General features: G+C 28.9%; 13 protein-coding genes and 3 pseudogenes. 11 read left to right on the top strand and 5 right to left on the bottom strand.

The genetic code is table 11. From position 1 onward, the window contains the following. Window positions 1–188: 188 nt before the first annotated feature. Window positions 189–746 (bottom strand): TetR/AcrR family transcriptional regulator, encoded by a 558-nt coding sequence (locus T483_RS0110925; RefSeq protein ID WP_026886878.1) that lies wholly within the window; start codon window positions 744–746, stop codon window positions 189–191. Window positions 747–1173: 427 nt separating this feature from the next. Here T483_RS0110925 and T483_RS0110920 point away from each other — a divergent pair, with 427 nt between their 5' ends. The 8 genes and pseudogenes from T483_RS0110920 to T483_RS29005 form a co-directional block, all read left to right on the top strand. Beyond that, the gene (locus tag T483_RS0110920) at window positions 1174–2367 is read left to right on the top strand and encodes a multidrug efflux MFS transporter (protein WP_026886877.1); all 1194 of its coding nucleotides are present in this window, start codon (window positions 1174–1176) and stop codon (window positions 2365–2367) included. Between the two features lie 40 nt (window positions 2368–2407). Next, the gene (locus T483_RS0110915; RefSeq protein ID WP_026886876.1) at window positions 2408–3010 is read left to right on the top strand and encodes an isochorismatase family protein; all 603 of its coding nucleotides are present in this window, start codon (window positions 2408–2410) and stop codon (window positions 3008–3010) included. Between the two features lie 166 nt (window positions 3011–3176). Further along, a pseudogene (locus T483_RS30470) lies at window positions 3177–3534 on the top strand (IS1595 family transposase); the annotation flags it as partial. A 79-nt stretch (window positions 3535–3613) separates the two neighbouring features. Continuing rightward, window positions 3614–3904 (top strand): hypothetical protein, encoded by a 291-nt coding sequence (locus T483_RS0110905; protein ID WP_026886875.1) that lies wholly within the window; start codon window positions 3614–3616, stop codon window positions 3902–3904. 521 nt (window positions 3905–4425) lie between these two features. Next, window positions 4426–4866, top strand: a pseudogene (locus T483_RS29010) (CAP domain-containing protein); the annotation flags it as partial. 453 nt (window positions 4867–5319) lie between these two features. Further along, window positions 5320–7038: a methyl-accepting chemotaxis protein gene (locus T483_RS0110895; protein WP_026886874.1), complete on the top strand. Its 1719-nt coding sequence runs from the start codon at window positions 5320–5322 to the stop codon at window positions 7036–7038. Window positions 7039–7595: 557 nt separating this feature from the next. Beyond that, a complete protein-coding gene (locus T483_RS0110890) occupies window positions 7596–9134 on the top strand; it encodes a rhomboid family protein (RefSeq protein WP_026886873.1) in 1539 nt (512 codons plus the stop codon). 713 nt (window positions 9135–9847) lie between these two features. Continuing rightward, window positions 9848–10366, top strand: a pseudogene (locus T483_RS29005) (CAP domain-containing protein); the annotation flags it as partial. A gap of 164 nt (window positions 10367–10530) precedes the next feature. Here T483_RS29005 and T483_RS0110880 read toward each other — a convergent pair. Next, window positions 10531–11142, bottom strand: a complete 612-nt coding sequence (locus T483_RS0110880; RefSeq protein WP_026886872.1) for a TetR/AcrR family transcriptional regulator — start codon at window positions 11140–11142, stop codon at window positions 10531–10533. Window positions 11143–11271: 129 nt separating this feature from the next. On the opposite strand from T483_RS0110880, the gene T483_RS0110875 reads away from it, so the two are divergent. Both T483_RS0110875 and T483_RS0110870 read left to right on the top strand, forming a co-directional pair. Continuing rightward, the gene (locus T483_RS0110875) at window positions 11272–12495 is read left to right on the top strand and encodes an alpha/beta hydrolase family protein (protein ID WP_026886871.1); all 1224 of its coding nucleotides are present in this window, start codon (window positions 11272–11274) and stop codon (window positions 12493–12495) included. A gap of 347 nt (window positions 12496–12842) precedes the next feature. Further along, window positions 12843–13394 carry a flavodoxin family protein gene (locus T483_RS0110870; protein ID WP_026886870.1) on the top strand — a complete coding sequence of 184 codons (552 nt, stop codon included), beginning with the start codon at window positions 12843–12845 and terminating at the stop codon, window positions 13392–13394. Between the two features lie 353 nt (window positions 13395–13747). Here the strand turns inward: T483_RS0110870 and T483_RS0110865 are convergent, their stop codons facing one another. The 3 genes from T483_RS0110865 to T483_RS0110855 are packed head-to-tail and all read right to left on the bottom strand — an operon-like array spanning window position 13748 to window position 17053. Beyond that, the gene (locus tag T483_RS0110865; protein WP_026886869.1) at window positions 13748–14512 is read right to left on the bottom strand and encodes a DODA-type extradiol aromatic ring-opening family dioxygenase; all 765 of its coding nucleotides are present in this window, start codon (window positions 14510–14512) and stop codon (window positions 13748–13750) included. Window positions 14513–14562: 50 nt separating this feature from the next. Next, window positions 14563–16557 carry a methyl-accepting chemotaxis protein gene (locus tag T483_RS0110860; protein ID WP_051560352.1) on the bottom strand — a complete coding sequence of 665 codons (1995 nt, stop codon included), beginning with the start codon at window positions 16555–16557 and terminating at the stop codon, window positions 14563–14565. Between the two features lie 22 nt (window positions 16558–16579). Beyond that, window positions 16580–17053, bottom strand: coding sequence for a MarR family winged helix-turn-helix transcriptional regulator (locus T483_RS0110855; RefSeq protein WP_026886867.1), 474 nt, complete (start codon window positions 17051–17053; stop codon window positions 16580–16582). Window positions 17054–17402: 349 nt separating this feature from the next. On the opposite strand from T483_RS0110855, the gene licT reads away from it, so the two are divergent. After that, window positions 17403–18242, top strand: coding sequence for a BglG family transcription antiterminator LicT (licT, locus tag T483_RS0110850; RefSeq protein ID WP_026886866.1), 840 nt, complete (start codon window positions 17403–17405; stop codon window positions 18240–18242). The last annotated feature ends 184 nt before the right edge of the window (window positions 18243–18426 follow it).

Here is an 18426-nt window from a genome sequence, read left to right as displayed (position 1 = left end):
ATAAAGTAGGCTCTCTTTTTGGTGTTAAGAAAAATATACAAATTTAGAGCTAGAAAATCCAGTTATTTAAATACCTCATGTATATGAGTTGTATGAGAATCTCAAAGTTCTAGAAAAAAGGGGATATGACTTAACCACTTTGTTTTGTTAAGTATACTCATATTATATTTTGTTACATTTCACAAAGGTCATTTATTAAGTGATGAGATAAAGTCATCTATCATGAATTTAAAGGTTTCTTCTAAATCAACCTCACCTTGGAAATATCCAAAGGAATATAATGAAATAAAACCATGTAAGAGACTTCTTATGGTTCTGCTCTTATGTACCAAAAGAATTTCATCCTTAATGTAAGACTTTAGAATTTCATGAATAATATGAGTTGTTTTTCTCATCAAATTAAACAATTCCTTATTTTTAGTGCTAGGAATACTGATAAAAAATTTATAAGTTGTCTTATTTTCAAAAGCAAATTCTTTATAAACACTAGCATATTCTCTTATGGCATCATAACCACTCTTGCCAATCAGCCTCTGCATCAATTTTTGATTCAGCTCATTTAACATATATACCGTCATTTCAATTTTAAGTTCATCCATATTATTAAAGTGATTATACAAAGAAGGATATTTTACATCCAATTTTTCAGCGATCTTTTGAAAATTAAGTTGATTAATACCAATTTCATCTGCTAGACAAAAAGAAACTAGAATAATCTTTTCTCTGGTTAGATTTCTTTTGTGCATACACTTTTCACTCCTATAATCTTATCGTATAAAAATAGTTTAACATTTAAAAAAATATATATGTTGCAATAGTAAATTTACATTTAAAACTCTAATAAGGCAAGTGTTAGTCAAGAGCATGATGTAGAAACTTAATTGCAATATATAATTACAAAAACATTTTGAACTATATAATATAATTATAAACTATAAATTATAATTTATAAACTATAAATTATAATTTATAATGAAATTGAAGATAGGAAACAAAAAAATTAAGGGGAGGAAGTAATACAAACTTATCAAAATGTTAATAGTTACCAATATTTTGTATTCTTTAGCAAATTGTAATGTGGTTAAATTTGAGGAGGATTTATATAAAAGGTTACTCAGATGAGGTTACATGTAATTTTATTTTTAATTTATACAAATAGAAAGGAGTATGCTTATGGAAATATGGAGAAAAAATTTAATAGTTTGTTGGTTTGGAATATTTGTTGCCGCCATAGGGATGAGCCAAATAGCTCCAGTATTACCAATTTACATACAGCATCTTGGAGTTCAAGATACAGCATCAATTACAAAAATTTCAGGAATTGCCTTTGGTATTACTTATGTAATTTCAGCTATTTTTTCACCAATTTGGGGTAGTGCTGCTGATAAATATGGGCGAAAACCAATGATTCTTAGAGCAAGTCTTGGTATGGCAATAACTATAGGGTGTATGGGATTTGCACAAAATGTATATGTTCTAATAGGGTTAAGATTACTTCAAGGGGTAATCACAGGGTATAGCACAGCATGTACAGCACTTATTGCAACTCAGACAGATAAAGAAAATGCAGGATATGCTTTGGGTACACTTTCAACAGCAAATATTGCAGGTTCCTTAATTGGACCAACAATTGGTGGTTTCATAGATGAGATATTTGGTCTACAAAGCGTATTTTTCATAACAGCAGCATTACTTTTGATTTCATTTATTACAACTGCTTTATTTGTAAAAGAATCTTTTACTCGTGAAGATAAAGAAGTTCTAAGCATTAAGGAGGTATGGAAGGCGATTCCAGAAAAAAACCTTACTATTACAATGTTTGTAACTTTCTTTATATTAACTGTTGCATTATATTCTGTTGAACCTATTGTAACAGTATATGTTAAGCAGTTATCTAATAATAGTAGTCATATTGTGCTTTTAGCTGGATTAACATTTTCAGCTTCAGGTCTTGCAAATATAATTGCTGCACCAAGGCTAGGTAAGCTTTCGGATAAAATAGGAGCTCATAAAATAATACTGGCGTGCCTTATAGGTGCAGGAATAATTTTTATACCACAAGCTTTTGTACAAAACACTTGGCAGTTAATGGGCCTTAGGTTTTTATTAGGTATAGCATCTGCTGGGCTTAATCCATCTGTCAATATCCTATTAAAAAAAATAACCCCAGCGTCTCTTACAGGGAGAGTATTTGGATTTAATATGTCAGCAGCATATTTAGGCGCATTTGGAGGTGCAGTTTTAGGCGGACAGATAGCAGGAACATGGGGGATGAAATATGTATTTTTCATCACAAGTGCATTATTATTTATAAATGCAGTTTGGGTCTATTTTAAAGTTTATAAAAAGCTTAGTTTAAATCAATAATTATTATATAAATAAAATGAATGAAAAGGAGAAAAGAAAGATGGAAGATTTAAAATTAAATGAAAAGGAACTTATTAAAGCTGAGACTAGCGCTCTTGTACTTATAGACTTACAAAAAGGAATTGCAGGTGGAGGAATTTCAGGTTCACCTCATTCAATAGACCAGGTAATTCAAAATGCTAGTAAATTAGTTAAGGAATTTAGTGAGAAGGGTGCATTTATAGTTTTAGTAAGAGTTTCAACTGTAGATGGAAAAGATATGGCTAAACCAAAAACAGATTTGGCTGCTAGTGGAATGAAATATCAAGAAGGCTGGGACGAACTTATACCTGAAATAGCAGGAGCTAAGAATGCTCATATTGTTACAAAGAGGCAATGGGGAGCATTTTATGGTACTGACTTAGATTTACAGTTAAGACGTAGAGGGATTGATACAATTGTGTTAGGAGGGATTTCAACTAACATTGGAGTTGATACTACAGCAAGAGAAGCTTTCCAACATGGCTATAATCAAATTTTCGTAGAAGATGCAATGACAGCGATAAGTAAAGAAGAACATGAATATGTTTGTAAATATATATTCCCCAGAATAGGCAAGATTAGAACAAGTAGTTTCTTTATTAAAATAGATATTAGAAGATAGATTTAGAAGAAGATATAGAACATATAGTTCATCGTATCTTCTTCTTTTTTATAAGGTTTACTTTAAATGCTGGGAGTTTCAAATGTACAAAACATTCTAATATGCCAAGACGCTCTCGTAAAAGAGGCAAACAAGTTAAGAAAAGAGAGATGATGCATATGTCACAAATGGTTCTATACTTTGTACTGATAGTCATAAAAGTTATATTCAATTTGCAAATGATTTATCATTAGAACACAAACGTATAAAAAGAGGTGAACATAAAGAAGCATTATATTGCATTAAACACATTAATGCTCTACATAGCAATTTAAAGAAATGGATGAATAGGTTTAATGGTGTGCAACAAAATATATTAGTAACTATATCAAGTGGTTCAAATGGTTTCAAATATGTGGTCAGATAAAGAGACAATAAAGGCTAAAAACTTTATGGTTCAAAGTAATGTAGCATATTCATACATAAAAGCAAAAGATTTTAAAAATAGGGACCTGCCCATGTATAGCAAATTATATATTTTGTAAATTGTGTTATAATAAGTATTACATAAAACTATAATCTAAATAAACAATAACTTTATATTATAATTTAAGGAGATAGCATATGAAACAAGAAAGCACATTTACAAAATGTTCTTTCGGTATTTTAATAGTATCACTTTTAGTATTAGCAAATGAATTTATTCAACTAATACCTACTCATTCTACACGCTTAGAAGGATTTTTATTGTATTACGGACCATTTATATTTGCAATTATCGGTGGAATACTTTCAATAGTTGGATTAATTGAACACAAAACAAAATTAGGGTTGTTGTTAATAGTAATTAATTTTATATTATGTTTTTGGCCAGTATTTCTTTGGAGTTTACCAACTTCTATCTGGGGATTATAGAAATTGATAAATGTAATCTATATGTAAACATATAGATGGACAATCCCACCTATATGTTTTGTCTTAATTTCAACACTATATTAAATCATAACCTAAAAAAATATAGGGGAGTATCCTTGGCGCTTTAAGATATTAAATGATATCATTGTGCATAAAGACGTATACAAGAACATACTAAAGCAAGTTCAAGACAATATCATTTAAATCAATAAATTGATAAGAATTCATGTTGAATATTGTCGAAAAGATGATAAGATAGAGACATGTCCTTACTCGAAAGCAACAAAAACTTAAAAAATACTTTTTGTTTAAATAAAAATTATAAGGACAAATAAAACATATAGAAGGAGAAAAACTAATGAGAAAGAATGGTTTAAGAAGAATAGTAACTACAGTTATTGCAGTTATGTTTGTGTAATAATATAGATATAAATAATTTTTTAAATACTAATTCATTTGTGAATGCTTCTAATGTAAATAACGCTAATAATACAGATGCAGTTTCAAAAAGTGGCACAAATACAACATCAGTAAATGTACAGGGGCTACCTAACCTGCCGACAAATTATTCAATCAGCATGCAAAATTCTGCTGAGGATAAAATTCTTCAATTAATGAATGAAAAAAGGAAAGAAGCGGGTCTTCAGCCATTAACTATAGATAATACATTAGTACAAGTTGCACGATATAAGAGTGATAACATGATTCAAAATAACTTCTTTGATCACACAAATCCAGATGGAACAAAGTGGACAAACTGGTTACACACAATAGGCTATACTTATACTACAGCAGGAGAGAATATTGCATATAACACTTCTGACCCAGTTGAATTATTTAATCAATGGTGGAACTCACCAGGTCATAGAGCAAATATGATGAATGAAAAATATACTAAGGTTGGTATAGGTGTAATCTACGGAAATAACAAATACATGGGAACACAAGAATTCTCAAACTAATTATTAATAATAAGAGCTTATGCAAATAGGCTCTTATTTTCTATTGTATAAGTGTAGGTGTAGACTATAAATAGTTATACATTTGCGCTTATTTTTTTATTTACTTACTTAAATATATTAAAAATATCATACTTATATCTTTGCATTCAATCAATTATTAGGGCGTAATCAGTATTTTAATAATGTAAAATTGCTTTGTAACTTTATAAATAAGTATATCTATTAATTCCAAAAGTAAAGGATTAGAGAATTATTAAAATATAAGTGAAATATTAGAAATAAGACATTAATATATATAGTTTTAATTAATTATGTGACATAAATCTTTGAAAATAATATTATAAAGTGTCAATGTTATGCGAAAAAAGTAAAAATTAGAATAAATACGATAGACATCATAGCTTAAATTAAAGTATAATTAACTTGTTGAGAAAAATATTGGGAGGAATAATGATGGGATTTAGCAAAATTAAGTTATCAAACAAACTAATTATAGCATTTTCATTAATGATTATTCTAATTATGGGAGTATCCTCACTAGCTATACTTAGATTAAGCCAAATTAATGGAACTGTTGATCAATTAATTGACGTAGAAAATGAGAAAGTATCAGCTGCATATAATATGAGAGGGAGCCTTAACAAAGTTGCAATTAGTATAAGAAATATATCAATTAGCAATGATATGGATTATATGAAAGAGCAAAAGAAAATACTAGATAAGAATAAAATTATTTATTATGAAAACGAAGATAAACTTGGTAGCTTAGTTTATACTGAAAAAGGCAAAGAAATATTTAAGCAAATAAAGAACAATTCTAAATTAGCATTTTCAGCATTTGATGAAGCTATTGATTTAGGAATGAGAACTGGAGTATCAACCGAAGAGCTTCAAGATATGATTACTAAGATAGAGAAACCACAAGATGAATTGCTTTTAAGTATAGAAAATATGATAGATGCTCAAAAGAATTTAATGAAATCACAAGGAGAACTTTCTAAAGAGATAACAGATAGTTCTAAACAACAAATGGTTATACTATTAGTAGTAAGTATTATTATAGGAATTTTATTTATGTACTTAATTAGAAAAAGTGTCATAAATCAAGTAAAAGAAGTTATGAAAGGTGCAGGAAAATTGGCAGATGGTAACTTTGATATACAAATGAAAGTAGTTGCTAAAGATGAAATAGGAAATACTGCAACTGCATTAAATGGTGCAGTTGAAAAACTGAACGAAAGTATGTTGTTTATTAAAGATAAAAGCAGAAGTATTCTTGAGAGTAGCGAATTAACAAATAAAATGTTTTCAGAGGTAAGTTCTAAAGTAGATGAAATATCAGCAGCGACAGAAGAAATATCAGCGGGAATGGAAGAATCATCTGCAGCTGTTGAAGAAGTTACATCTATGGCTGCTACTGTAAAAGAGGAAGTGAATGTAACAGCTCAAAAAGCTCAAGAGGGATTAAATGTTGCACTGAATATACAAGAAAAAGCAGTTTCAATCAATAATGATTCTATTAAGTCAAGGGAAAATGCAGAGAGAATATATAGAGAAACAAAAATTGGATTAGAAAAAGCATTGAAGGAAGTTGAAGTTGTAAACGAGATATCAGAAATGGCAAAAAGTATAGATGCAATAGCAGAGCAAACTAATTTACTTGCGCTAAATGCGGCAATAGAGTCCGCTAAAGCAGGGGAAGCAGGTAAAGGATTTGCTGTTGTAGCAGAAGAAGTTAGAAAACTTGCAGAACAGTCATCGCTAACAGTTTCTGAAATTCAGAATAAAATAAATGCTGTATTAGCTTCAGTTGGAAAACTTTCAGGTTCATCACAAGATATCTTATTATTTATAGAAAAAGAGGTTCTTAAAGATTATGATAAACTAATTACTATAAGTGCTGAGTATAAAAAAGATGGAGATACTGTTAAAGAAATTATAGGTAACTTTGCAGAAGTTTCTGAAAGTGTTTCTGAGTCTGTAGATCAAATTTCAAAAAGTATGGAAGATGTTGCAATTTCAGTATCAGAGGTAGCTAAATCATCCACTAATATTGTTTCAAATATTATTGATGTAAGCAGTAAAAATGAATCTATATTAGCTGCATCTAACAATAATGCAGAAAGTGCTTTAAAGTTAGAAGAAATTATAGATCAATTTAAATTAAAATAAAATATAAATGCAAGGAAAACGTTATTTGTACACTTATATTCAACTATAATAATACAATAAATACTTTTTCCAATTGCCACTAACTATAGGTATTATAAATGCAGATTAAGCAATAGAGGTTTAATCTGCATTTATTTAATGCTATCATTCCTATATCAAAGAGGTGCTGTTCATTTAACAGCACCTCTACTTAATTTGTGGCTTAAAAAAGACTGCAAGTGGTTAAAAATCATTATAAAATGAAAAGCCTAAAGTGTATCTAGAAAAGTTTATTATGTTAAGTAAAAATTTAAACCATTACTTTTTTGTAGTGATTGAAATTTATTTATAAAAAGAAAAAGTTGTTAGCAAAGACAAGGAAAGTGAGAATCTATTTGTAAAATAAGTAATTATTGTGATAATATACTAATGTGTACTAGCAGTAATAAAATTGAGTAAGTTAACATAAATGACCTTAACCAGCTTATGGATATAAAGTTAGAATATATGTACAAATAAAAATAGGTTGAGTGTTAATATAGCTTAAACGAACGTGAATACTGAGATAGGGGGATTATATGTATAGTAATGAAATTGAAATAATAATGAAGAGCTTTACCCAATATAAAGACTTTATACCTTTATGTGATGAAGAAAACAAAGTAAGAACAGATGGAAAAGATAATATAATGATGAAAGATTATTTTGGCACAATGATTGTGCTGGAATTAATTAATGGAGACTTGTTTTCAGAAGAGGAAATAAGACAATATTTCATAGATGTGAAAGAAAATCTTCTCAACATTGATAAAAATAAAATTGTATATTCTTTCGGGATATTTATTTTTGAAAATGAGCCACCAATAGATAAAGTTAAGATTATTGAGGATAACCAGGTCAATAAAGTTATAGGTAAAAAATATTTAAGAAGTATAGTTGTAAATCTTGAAAAGCAAAGTGTTATGAGTCATTCTAAAACTAAAAGGGATGAGTTTGGAGTAAAAAAACATTTAAATAAGTATTTTAGTGAATATAAGAAAAGTGATAATTCGCTTGTAAGCTTTGAGGACATTGTAGAGAAAAAGAAATTAGAATCCAGAATTGAGTTTAAGAGTGAAAAACCAACAATTACATATATATTAATTGCATTAAATCTTTTAGTATTTGCAATAATGGGGTTATATTCATGGGACTCAGGTACAGATTATAATGCACTGCTATTGGAATTTGGAAGTAAAGAAAATGGTCATATATTGCAAGGAGAATATTGGAGGTTTATAGCACCAATATTTTTACATGCGAACATAGTTCATGTAGCTTTAAATTGTTACTCATTATATTTTATAGGCATTCTTGCTGAAAGAGTTTTTGGAAAAGCTAAGTTTATAGCTATATATTTTGCGGCAGGAATTTTGGGTAATATATTTAGTTTCGCATTTAATTCAAGTCCTGGAGTGGGAGCATCAGGAGCTATCTTTGGATTATTTGGAGCTATACTTTTTATATGTATAGAGAAACCTGCATTATTTAAGTCTGGATTAGGAGCAAACATTGTTGGAGTAATATGCGTAAACTTATTTTATGGATTTACTAAATCAGGAATAGATAATTTTGCACATTTGGGAGGGCTTATAGGAGGATTAACTTTTGCAGGAATTTTCAATGAATCGAAAAATAGATTATGGTATTTTAATAGATATGTCTACTTATTACTAGCACTTATAATAACATCAGCAACAGTTTTATGGGGCTTTAATAATACTCAAAGTAAGACAACAAGATTAGTAACTCAACTAGAACAAAATTTTAAAGCACAAAATTGGAAAGAGGTTGAAAAAACGTCTAAGGAAATTTTGGCATCAAATCCATCTAAGGATATAAACACTTATGCTTTAAAATGTATTATTAATTCAGATATCTTTTTAATGAAATATGATGCTGCTGTTAACTATTCAAAAAACTTAGAACAATTAGACTCAAAAGATGGGCATTACTTTTTAGGAATAGTATATTATAATGCAAAGAATTTTGATTTAGCAAAAGAAGAATTACTTAAAGCGAAATCACTTGGAGCTAATTATAATAATATAGATGCAATACTAAAAAGTATTAAATAAATTATTTAAGGAAAGAGCTAAAAATATAGATTAAATAAAAACTATCTGTTTTTGATAAGAGTTTATGTAAAAGTAAGCTCTTATTTTTATTGTAGTATATAGTTGAGTTATGGAATAAACACTAGTAACATACCTCCAGAAGATGAAGCAATGAAATATTTAAAGGGAGCGCATCAAGCATATTTAATGTTCCTTGCAGACAAGTGGTATATATGTTAATTTATGAAATTTCAAATAAGAAGAATAAAGAAACACTAGGAAAAGGAATAAGCAGCTAATTCTTTGGAATGTTTAACAAAATTAAAGAAATGAATGAATTCTTAAATAAATCACAAATAAGAAAAATAATAAATACTAAAGAATATAGAAAATATAGGGGAGTATCCTTGGCACTTTAAGATGTTAAATGAAATCATTGTGCATAAAGAAGCATAAGATAACATACTGAAGCATGTCTAATTCAATATCGTTTAAATCAATAAATTGAGAAGAAGTTATGTTGAATATTGTCGAAAAGATGATAAGATAGAAACATGTCCTTACTCGAAAGCAACAAAAACTCAAAAAATATTTTGTGTTTAAATAAAAGTCATAAGGACAAATTAAACATATAGAAGGAGAAAAACTAATGAGAAAGAATGGTTTAAGAAGAATAGTAACTACAGTTATTGCAGCTGCTGTTTTATAATAATGTTAATATAAATAATCTTTTAAATACAAATTCATTTATGAATACTTCTAATGGAAATAATGCTAGTAATACAGATGTAGTTTCAAAAAGCGGCACAAATGCAACATCAGTAAATGTACAGGGGCTACCTAATCTGCCGACAAATTATTCAATCAGCATGCAAAATTCTGCTGAGGATAAAATTCTTCAATTAATGAATGAAAAAAGAAAAGAGGCGGGTCTTCAGCCATTAACTATAGATAACACATTAGTACAAGTTGCACGATATAAGAGTGACGACATGATTCAAAATAATTTCTTTGATCATACAAATCCAGACGGAACAAAGTGGACAAACTGGTTACACACAATAGGCTATACTTATACTACAGCAGGAGAGAATATTGCATATAACACTTCTGACCCAGTTGAATTATTTAATCAATGGTGGAACTCACCAGGTCATAGAGCAAATATGATGAATGAAAAATATACTAAGGTTGGTATAGGTGTAATCTACGGAAACAACAAATATATGGGAACACAAGAATTCTCAAACTAATTATTTATTAATAAAAATTAGAGAATAATATCCTTAATTTGAGGCTATTCAAATTAAATATAAATTTAAACCACTACATTTTTGTAGTGGTTTAAATTATTTTACATGTTTCAATCATTAAACTAACAACATAATTTTATAAATGCAGAATTTGAGTCGCAACATTAATTTTTATTCAGCATTCCTACATGGCCATTTTTAAAATAAGATCTAAATAAATAAGACATTTTCTCTGAATTAGGAGTACAGTTTGACTTTAACCACCAATCAATAGTACCTATTAAAGCATTAGCAGTAAATAAGAATGCCATTTCTTGAATCTCTGGTGAGCAGCTTTCGTTGCTTACAATGAAAGAGCCTCGCAAGTTTTCACGTTCTCTAAACATTGAGATGATGTTGCTGCGCAGTCTAGATATAAACCATATGTTACATGAATCATCCAACATTGACAAATATAATCGCTTGTTTTCAGCAAAGTGATCAAATAGCTTCACCCATGGGTCAGATATTTGTTCTTCATTATAATACTTAAGACTCCTTTTGGGAGGGCCTAAATCCCTATTCATTTTTTCCATTGCTTCTTCAAAAATTTTTAGCACAACGTCATATTTATCTTGATAATACCTATAAAAGGTAGAACGATTAATCATGGCTAAATTAGTGATATCACTAACTGTAATGTTATCAAAATGTTTTTCGGAAATAAGATCAATAAGTGCATCTCTTATTTGCTGATGTGTCCTTTTTGTTCGAATATCATGTTTATTCTGCAACATTTTCACTCCTTTGTTGTATATAAAACAAACTATAAATATTGTTGGTTGAATACAAATCTGTATCTGATATATTTTAATTATAGCAACAAGGTGTTGCATAAACAATAAATACTATAAAGGAGAATGACCATGAATAATTTGATTTTTGAAGATGATCAATTTGCATCCAAGGTATTAGGACTTCTTGGAGACACTGTCTTCAAAGCTGCAGATATAGGAGAAGTAGTTTCGACAGCAGAAAAAATTAAAGAAGGAGATTATGAGAGCTGGTGTGAAGAATGGACTAAAACAGCCAAGCGTTTGCAAAAAGTTGCAGAGGATAGCTACTCAAATGGCCATTTAATAAGTGCAAGAAAATCTTATCTTAGAGCTTCTAATTACTATAGAATTGCAGAATTCTACCTTCATGAAAATCCAGAAGACCCAAAGATAGAGAAATTATATAGTGCAAGCCTAGATTGCTTTTCATATGTTATGAAGCTGAACAAGCCTCTTATTGAAGAAGTGAAAATCCCTTATGAAAATACAACACTTCCAGGACATTTTTATAAATTAGAGGATTCAGATGAACCAAAACCAGTTTTAATTGCTATGACTGGCTTTGATGGAACAAAGGAAGCATTTTACGGAGTGGCAATGGATGCACTTGAACACGGTATGCATTGTATAACTTTCGAAGGGCCAGGACAAGGAGAAGCAGTACATAAGCAAAAACTATTTTTTAGACATGACTATGAAAAAGTTATAACTCCAGTTGTAAACTATCTGCTTACAAGAAGAGAAGTAGACCAAAAGAAAATTGTCTTATGGGGACAAAGTTTAGGCGGGTATCTTGCCCCTAGAGCAGCAGCTTTTGAAACTAGGCTTGCAGCTTGCATTGCAAATGGAGGAGTATATGACTTTTTGGGAGGATTTACAAGTATATTTAATATGCAAAGAGCAGAATTTTTAAATTTCGCACGTTCTGATTCAGAAAGATTTAATAAAGCTATAAAAGAAATAATGGAACTAAGCTCAAAAGCAAAATGGAGTTTTTCACAAGGCATGTATGTATTTGGTGTAAGTACCCCTGCTGAATTTATCCTAAAAGTTGGTGATTTTTATATGAAAGGATTGGCAGAAAAAATACAATGCCCTACCTTAATCGTTGATTCAGAAAATGACAAACTTCTTAGAGATCAAGCAAGGCAATTGTATGAGGAGCTTAACTGCTATAAAGATTTTACTTTATTTACAGCTGAAGAAGGTGCTGAATTCCACTGCCAAGCTGGAGCTAAATTAATCGCAAATGAACGTATTTTCAGTTGGATTGAAAAGATTCTTAGGGATATAGATAACCCAATTAAGACCTGAACTTATGCATATGTCTCGCCGAAATAAGGATTATGCTATTGTTCCAGTTTCTAAGGAAATTATGATGTATGATTCTAAGATCACAAGTTGCACCCAAGATGCTAGCCTCAAAGGCAAGCTTTGAACTAGCATACTTGGAACAACTTTTAATCTAAGAATCAAAACCATCAAATTCCTAATGAAACATTTCACAAAAGCATAATTCTTATTTCTAGTTGAGATATATTTCATGGTATAAATCTAACTTATAATTGGGTTATCTATATAGATAACCAACTTTGAACTTAGACTTATGTGTTAATAAGCAGAAATTATATACATTTTTATATTATAAGGAGAGATGCGAAATGACAAAAGTGGTTATTTTTAAAGGTAGTCCAAGAAAGAATGGATATACAACAAAATTATTAGATCAAGTAGCAAAAGGAGCAAAATCAAAAGGCGCTGAGGTTATTGAATTTGATTTAAATAATACTGGAATTCGTGGATGCCAAGGATGCTTTTATTGTCGTACTCATGATGGATGTGCTGTTAATGATTATTTACAACCAATGTATAAGGCTATTGATGAGGCAGATGCCATTGCATTTGGTTCCCCAATATATATGTACCAAATTACAGGTCAGGCAAAAACTTGGTTAGATCGTACGTTTCCAATGGTTGAAGAGCTTCCCAATAAGTTTATTCCTAGACATCCAGGTAAAAAGTTAATAACTGTATTTGCTCAAGGAAGCTTAGATCCTAAAAAAGGTGCAGAAGCCATTAAATATGTTAATAATATTTTTGACGTATTTGGTTGGAAATTAGAGGATTGCATTCACTACTGTGGAACTGATGATGAAATTTTTAATGATTTATCTTTAAGAGCATTTAAAGATGGGGAAAATTTAGTTGGATAAATGCATCATGAATTAATGTTAGATAAACTGAATTGATCCTTGAAAATTGAATAATGTGCCTGCTAATAATCTTGCTAATCTTGATTTTTTCATATTTATATCCAGTTAAATCTTCAACAACATGCTTTGTTTCAGTAGTAAAATCATTCTTTTAAGAAATCAGATTGAAGACGATCCATTTAATTTTTGATAACCTTATGTATATGTGGGTTAAGATTAAAGGTACAGACTAAATATAAATATATTGAATAAACAAAACATATAAGAGGATTAATGACAAATGAAATCATAAATCCTCTTATCAAAAGAACTAAAATCTAAACTGAAAAGGCTGAGGTTCAAGGCAAATCTGTCTAAAATTCATAGCAAAGATAACTTAAGTTTCCTAATTGGTAATCTCTAAATATAACTCTAGGGGTTAATTCTGAACTGCTGCCTAAAGCTATAAATAGTGGGACAAGATGATCTGCGGTTGGAACTGCTAAGTTAGCATGAGGAGCATATTTTTTATAGTTATTAAGGGCATTTATCTCCTTGTTTCCTATCTTGTCAATTAACCAATCATCAAATTCTTTAGACCAAGAATCAATTGTCTTACTATTAAAATTAACCAATCTTAGATTATGAACTGTATTTCCACTTCCAAGAATCAAAATATCTTCAGCATCAAGTTCTTTGAGGGCATTACCTATTTTAATCTGCTGCTCAATAGGTAGAGTATAATTTATAGAAACTTGAACAACTGGTATATTAGCTTTTGGATAAAGATGCTTTAAAAGAGTCCATGCACCGTGATCCAAGCCTCTTGTTAAATCTGTTTTTACATCAATACCTGAATTTATTAATTTATTTTTAATTTTTGTTGCAATAGTGCTAGAACCTCTAGCAGGGTATTTAATTTTATAGAGTTCTTCTGTAAATCCATAAAAATCATATACAGTATCATATATAGAATCAGAAGCAGAAATAGTAAGTGTTTCAGTTGTCCAATGGGCTGTGAACACAACTATAGCTTTGGGGTTAATAGATCCTCCAAGATCATTTAAAAATTTAGTATACACGCTTTGCTCAATTGCCATCATAGGTGAACCATGAGCTAAAAATAAAGGTTTAATCATATAATAAACACCTCCAAATATTTTGTTAAATTAAATATATTTCATAATAATTAAACTATAAATTTATTTTGCTCAGTGATTAATTTCTTTGTCATATTATTTAAGGTAGCAGAAGCTTTTGCGACTTCATTAGATAGCTTGTACATTTCGTCAGTAGAAGCAGATATTTCTTCAGATGAAGCAGATATTTCTTCGGCTATAGCAGATGTACTTTCAATCTTATCAAGAATATCATCCTTTTCTTTATTTATTTCTATAGTTGCTACATTTACAGTTTGAACTTTTGGAATTACAGTTTTAATAACATCAATTATATTTTCAAATGAGTTTATAGTTTCATTTATAATGCTAACTTGATTGTTGAGATCTGTGGTCATGCTATTTGTATCATCTTTTATTACATTAGTATCATTAGATATATCAGATACTAATTTACTAATATTTTGAGATGAAGACTTTGTTTGTTCTGCCAAGACCTTTACTTCATTTGCTACCACTCCAAAACCCTTGCCGGCTTCACCAGCATTTGCAGCTTCTATAGATGCATTTAATGCTAACAAGTTAGTTTGATCTGCTATTGAATTAATAATTTGTACTATGTTATTTATTTCTTTTATATTGCTGCTAAAAGTAATAATTTTATTAGATAAATTTTTAAAAGATAAACTTATGCTGCTTACTGTATCCATTAATAACTTCATGCTTGAGCTGCTATTATTTGCAAGTTCATTCATTATTATTGTATTTTTATCTATATCTTTAGTGTTCATTACTATATCTTCAAGTTTGCTGCTGAAGATATTTAAAGTTGTAGTGATTTCCATTAGGTTATTCGCTTGAGAATTGATTCCACTTGCTACCTCTTGCATTGAATTTGCCACATTATTAGAAGATAAGACCATATTTTGAGATATAGTTGATAAATTACTTGAGTTTTCATCAATTATTAGGGAACTGTCCTTAGACATTTTAATCATATCTCCAATTGAGTTCTGCATAGTATTCATGGAGTTAGCGATATCACCAATTTCATCTTTAACGTATAAATATTTTTCACTTATCTTATTAGTAAAATTTCCAGTAGCCAATATATTTAAGGAATTAGAAGCATATCGGATTCTTTTAGATAGCCTATTTGAAATAATATAAATTACAAGAATTCCAATAAACAAAAACAATATAGATGTAAGGGTTATTGAGAATTTTAGAGAGTTAAGTTCTGATAAAAGTTCAGATTTCTCTAAAATAACAACTACCGACCATTTTTCTTTTTCGATTGGAGCAAAGCCACCATAAGATTCTTTTCCACCAAAAGTATATAAACTTAAACCAGTTTCACCAGCTATCATTCTCTTTTGCATATCAGCGATACCTTTTAGACTAGGATCTTTTTCTGCTTCTCTTATAGAATTATATTGATTTAATGGCATACTTGAATCTTTATAAGCAATACTATTGCTTTGACTGTTAATCATATAGGCACTTCCAGTTTTACCAAAAGAGATCTTCTTAATCATATCACTAAGTTCCATTCCATCTCTAACTGATACTAACACGCCTATAATTGAGTCATCATTTTTTATTGGTACTGAATATACCATTGTCATTGCAGTTTTGTCTTCATTAACTTCAGGATCATTAATAAAATTATCTCCAGACATTGATTTTTTAAAATAAGTAGTATCTTTTATATTAGTTTGTTCACCAGTAGTATATATAATATTTCCATTCATATCAGCGTATCCCATTTTAATACTGCCATTTCTTTTTGCTTCAGCTTTTAAAATAGTCATTAATTTATCTGGAGTATCATTGCTTAATGAAGCAGTCTTAGCAGTAACTTCCAGTGAATTTAATTGATTATCTAAATTAGCTTGAACAGTATTAGAAGCCTGGATAGCTATTTCTGGTAATGTCTTTTTAATATTTGATATTAAAGCGTTAGATGCATTAATATATGAAATAATCCCAAATCCAGTGCTTACAACTAAGAGTAATATACTTATCAGAATAATTAATTTTGATTTTATAGTTTTTATAAACATAATTAAACCATCTCCTTAATATTTATTTCATAGTTTTCTTATCTTCATATAGATCTCGCATTTTTATAATCAAGTTCTGAGCTTTTAATAGTGATTGAGATAACTCAGCTATTTCTTCATTAGAAAGAACATTAAATCGTTCTAAAAAAATATCTTCGCCAGATGCAGCAACAGATGAAATGAGATTTAATGATTTATTTGATAGTGATAAATAAACAATTCTTTTATCTTTTTCATCTTGTTTTTTTATCAAGTAACCAAGATTATATAAAGCATTAATACTTCTGCTCGTATTTGGTACAGATATATTTAATTTTTTACTTATTCTTGATGCTGTAGTGGTACCTTCAAAATGAATAAAATTCAGTATTTTTGAAAGAAGGGGAGTTATTTCTGTATTAGTTAGGTCTGGAATGAGATCTATAAACTCAACATTAAACAAACTATAAAAGTTAACCATATTTAAAATTAATTCTCTATTATCTTTTTTAGTCATATGAAAACTCCTTTGATAATTATTATTAGTTAAGAGATATTATAACAATATAGTTATCATTTGACAACTACTCTATGAGTTTTTATCATAGAAGTTATTGATAATTCATGGAAAACGATTGACAGGCTAAGAATCTTATGATATCCTTAACATAAATTAAAAGGAATGTTACTGGTTATGCAGGCTTTACCATTTTATAGATAATATTTATTAGTATTATTTGTTGTGGTACGGTCTTTTTTTGTGTCATAATAATAAAAACTACTTTAGATAAAGCACTTTAAATTACAATTTACTAATAGCTAGTGTGTCTTTTAAATTAATTTACTTATGTCAAAGGGGAATATTTATGAAGATAGAGAAAGTAATTAATAACAATTTGGTTCAATCTTTTGATAATAACAATAAAGAAGTTCTTGTTATGGGATGTGGACTTGGATTTAAAAAAAAGGCTGGAGAAATTATTGATAAAGATAAAGTGGAAAAGATTTATTCTCTTGAAGACAAAAACTATTCAAATAAGTTAATAGAATTATTATCAGATATTCCTTTAGAAGTCATACAAACAACCAATGAAATAGTATCTTATGCAAGATACTCTCTAGGTAAGAAGCTTAATGATAATATTTATATTCTATTAACAGATCATATAAGTTTTGCAATGGAAAGAGTTAATAAAGGATTACAATTCAAAAATGCATTATTGTGGGAGATAAAAAGATTTTATAATCATGAGTTTCTAATTGGTAAAGAGGCACTTCAAATAATTGAGAAAAGATTACATGTTGATTTACCAGAAGATGAAGCTGCTAATATAGCATTACATATTGTAAACGCTCAATTAAATTCTAGTAATATAGATGACACTATGAGCATGACTAATATGATTCAAAATATTTTAAACATAGTAAAATTTCATTATAAGTTAGAATTGGATGAATATTCACTTCATTATGAAAGGTTTGTTACTCATTTAAAATTCTTTTCACAAAGAATTTTTAGAGGAAATGAAATTGAAGATGAGGATACAAGCCTTTCTAAAATAATGAGAGAAAAATATAAAGAAGCATATAAATGTGCAGAAAAAATTAAAAAATACGTAAAGAGTGAATTTAATTCTGAGCTTACTGATGAAGAAATGATGTATTTAGCAGTTCATATTAACAGAGTTACAAAGCAAACTGAATAAAAACGGACTGTTAATTTACAATGCAATCTATACCTGAGAAATGTAAAATGAGCGCTCTTTTATGATTCTTAGATATTTTTTATAAAATTATAAACAAAATAAATCTAAATGCAAGGTAGTTACTGTAAGCAGAAAAACTGTGTTACGGGCTTTACTTCATTAAAATTAATTCCAAAAAATTTAT

It is taken from the genome of Clostridium beijerinckii HUN142, assembly GCF_000621745.1.
Lineage (GTDB): Bacteria > Bacillota > Clostridia > Clostridiales > Clostridiaceae > Clostridium > Clostridium beijerinckii_A.
Note: the sequence above shows the minus strand (reverse complement) of the source record. Positions and strands in the feature narration are given on the sequence as shown.

Excerpts from the sequence above, each read along its gene's own strand:
- T483_RS0110925 (WP_026886878.1), bottom strand. The coding sequence starts at position 746 with ATGCACAAAAGAAATCTAACCAGAGAAAAGATTATTCTAGTTTCTTTT.
- T483_RS0110920 (WP_026886877.1), top strand. The coding sequence starts at position 1,174 with ATGGAAATATGGAGAAAAAATTTAATAGTTTGTTGGTTTGGAATATTT.
- T483_RS0110915 (WP_026886876.1), top strand. The coding sequence starts at position 2,408 with ATGGAAGATTTAAAATTAAATGAAAAGGAACTTATTAAAGCTGAGACT.
- T483_RS0110905 (WP_026886875.1), top strand. The coding sequence starts at position 3,614 with ATGAAACAAGAAAGCACATTTACAAAATGTTCTTTCGGTATTTTAATA.
- T483_RS0110895 (WP_026886874.1), top strand. The coding sequence starts at position 5,320 with ATGGGATTTAGCAAAATTAAGTTATCAAACAAACTAATTATAGCATTT.
- T483_RS0110890 (WP_026886873.1), top strand. The coding sequence starts at position 7,596 with ATGTATAGTAATGAAATTGAAATAATAATGAAGAGCTTTACCCAATAT.
- T483_RS0110880 (WP_026886872.1), bottom strand. The coding sequence starts at position 11,142 with ATGTTGCAGAATAAACATGATATTCGAACAAAAAGGACACATCAGCAA.
- T483_RS0110875 (WP_026886871.1), top strand. The coding sequence starts at position 11,272 with ATGAATAATTTGATTTTTGAAGATGATCAATTTGCATCCAAGGTATTA.
- T483_RS0110870 (WP_026886870.1), top strand. The coding sequence starts at position 12,843 with ATGACAAAAGTGGTTATTTTTAAAGGTAGTCCAAGAAAGAATGGATAT.
- T483_RS0110865 (WP_026886869.1), bottom strand. The coding sequence starts at position 14,512 with ATGATTAAACCTTTATTTTTAGCTCATGGTTCACCTATGATGGCAATT.
- T483_RS0110860 (WP_051560352.1), bottom strand. The coding sequence starts at position 16,557 with ATGTTTATAAAAACTATAAAATCAAAATTAATTATTCTGATAAGTATA.
- T483_RS0110855 (WP_026886867.1), bottom strand. The coding sequence starts at position 17,053 with ATGACTAAAAAAGATAATAGAGAATTAATTTTAAATATGGTTAACTTT.
- licT (WP_026886866.1), top strand. The coding sequence starts at position 17,403 with ATGAAGATAGAGAAAGTAATTAATAACAATTTGGTTCAATCTTTTGAT.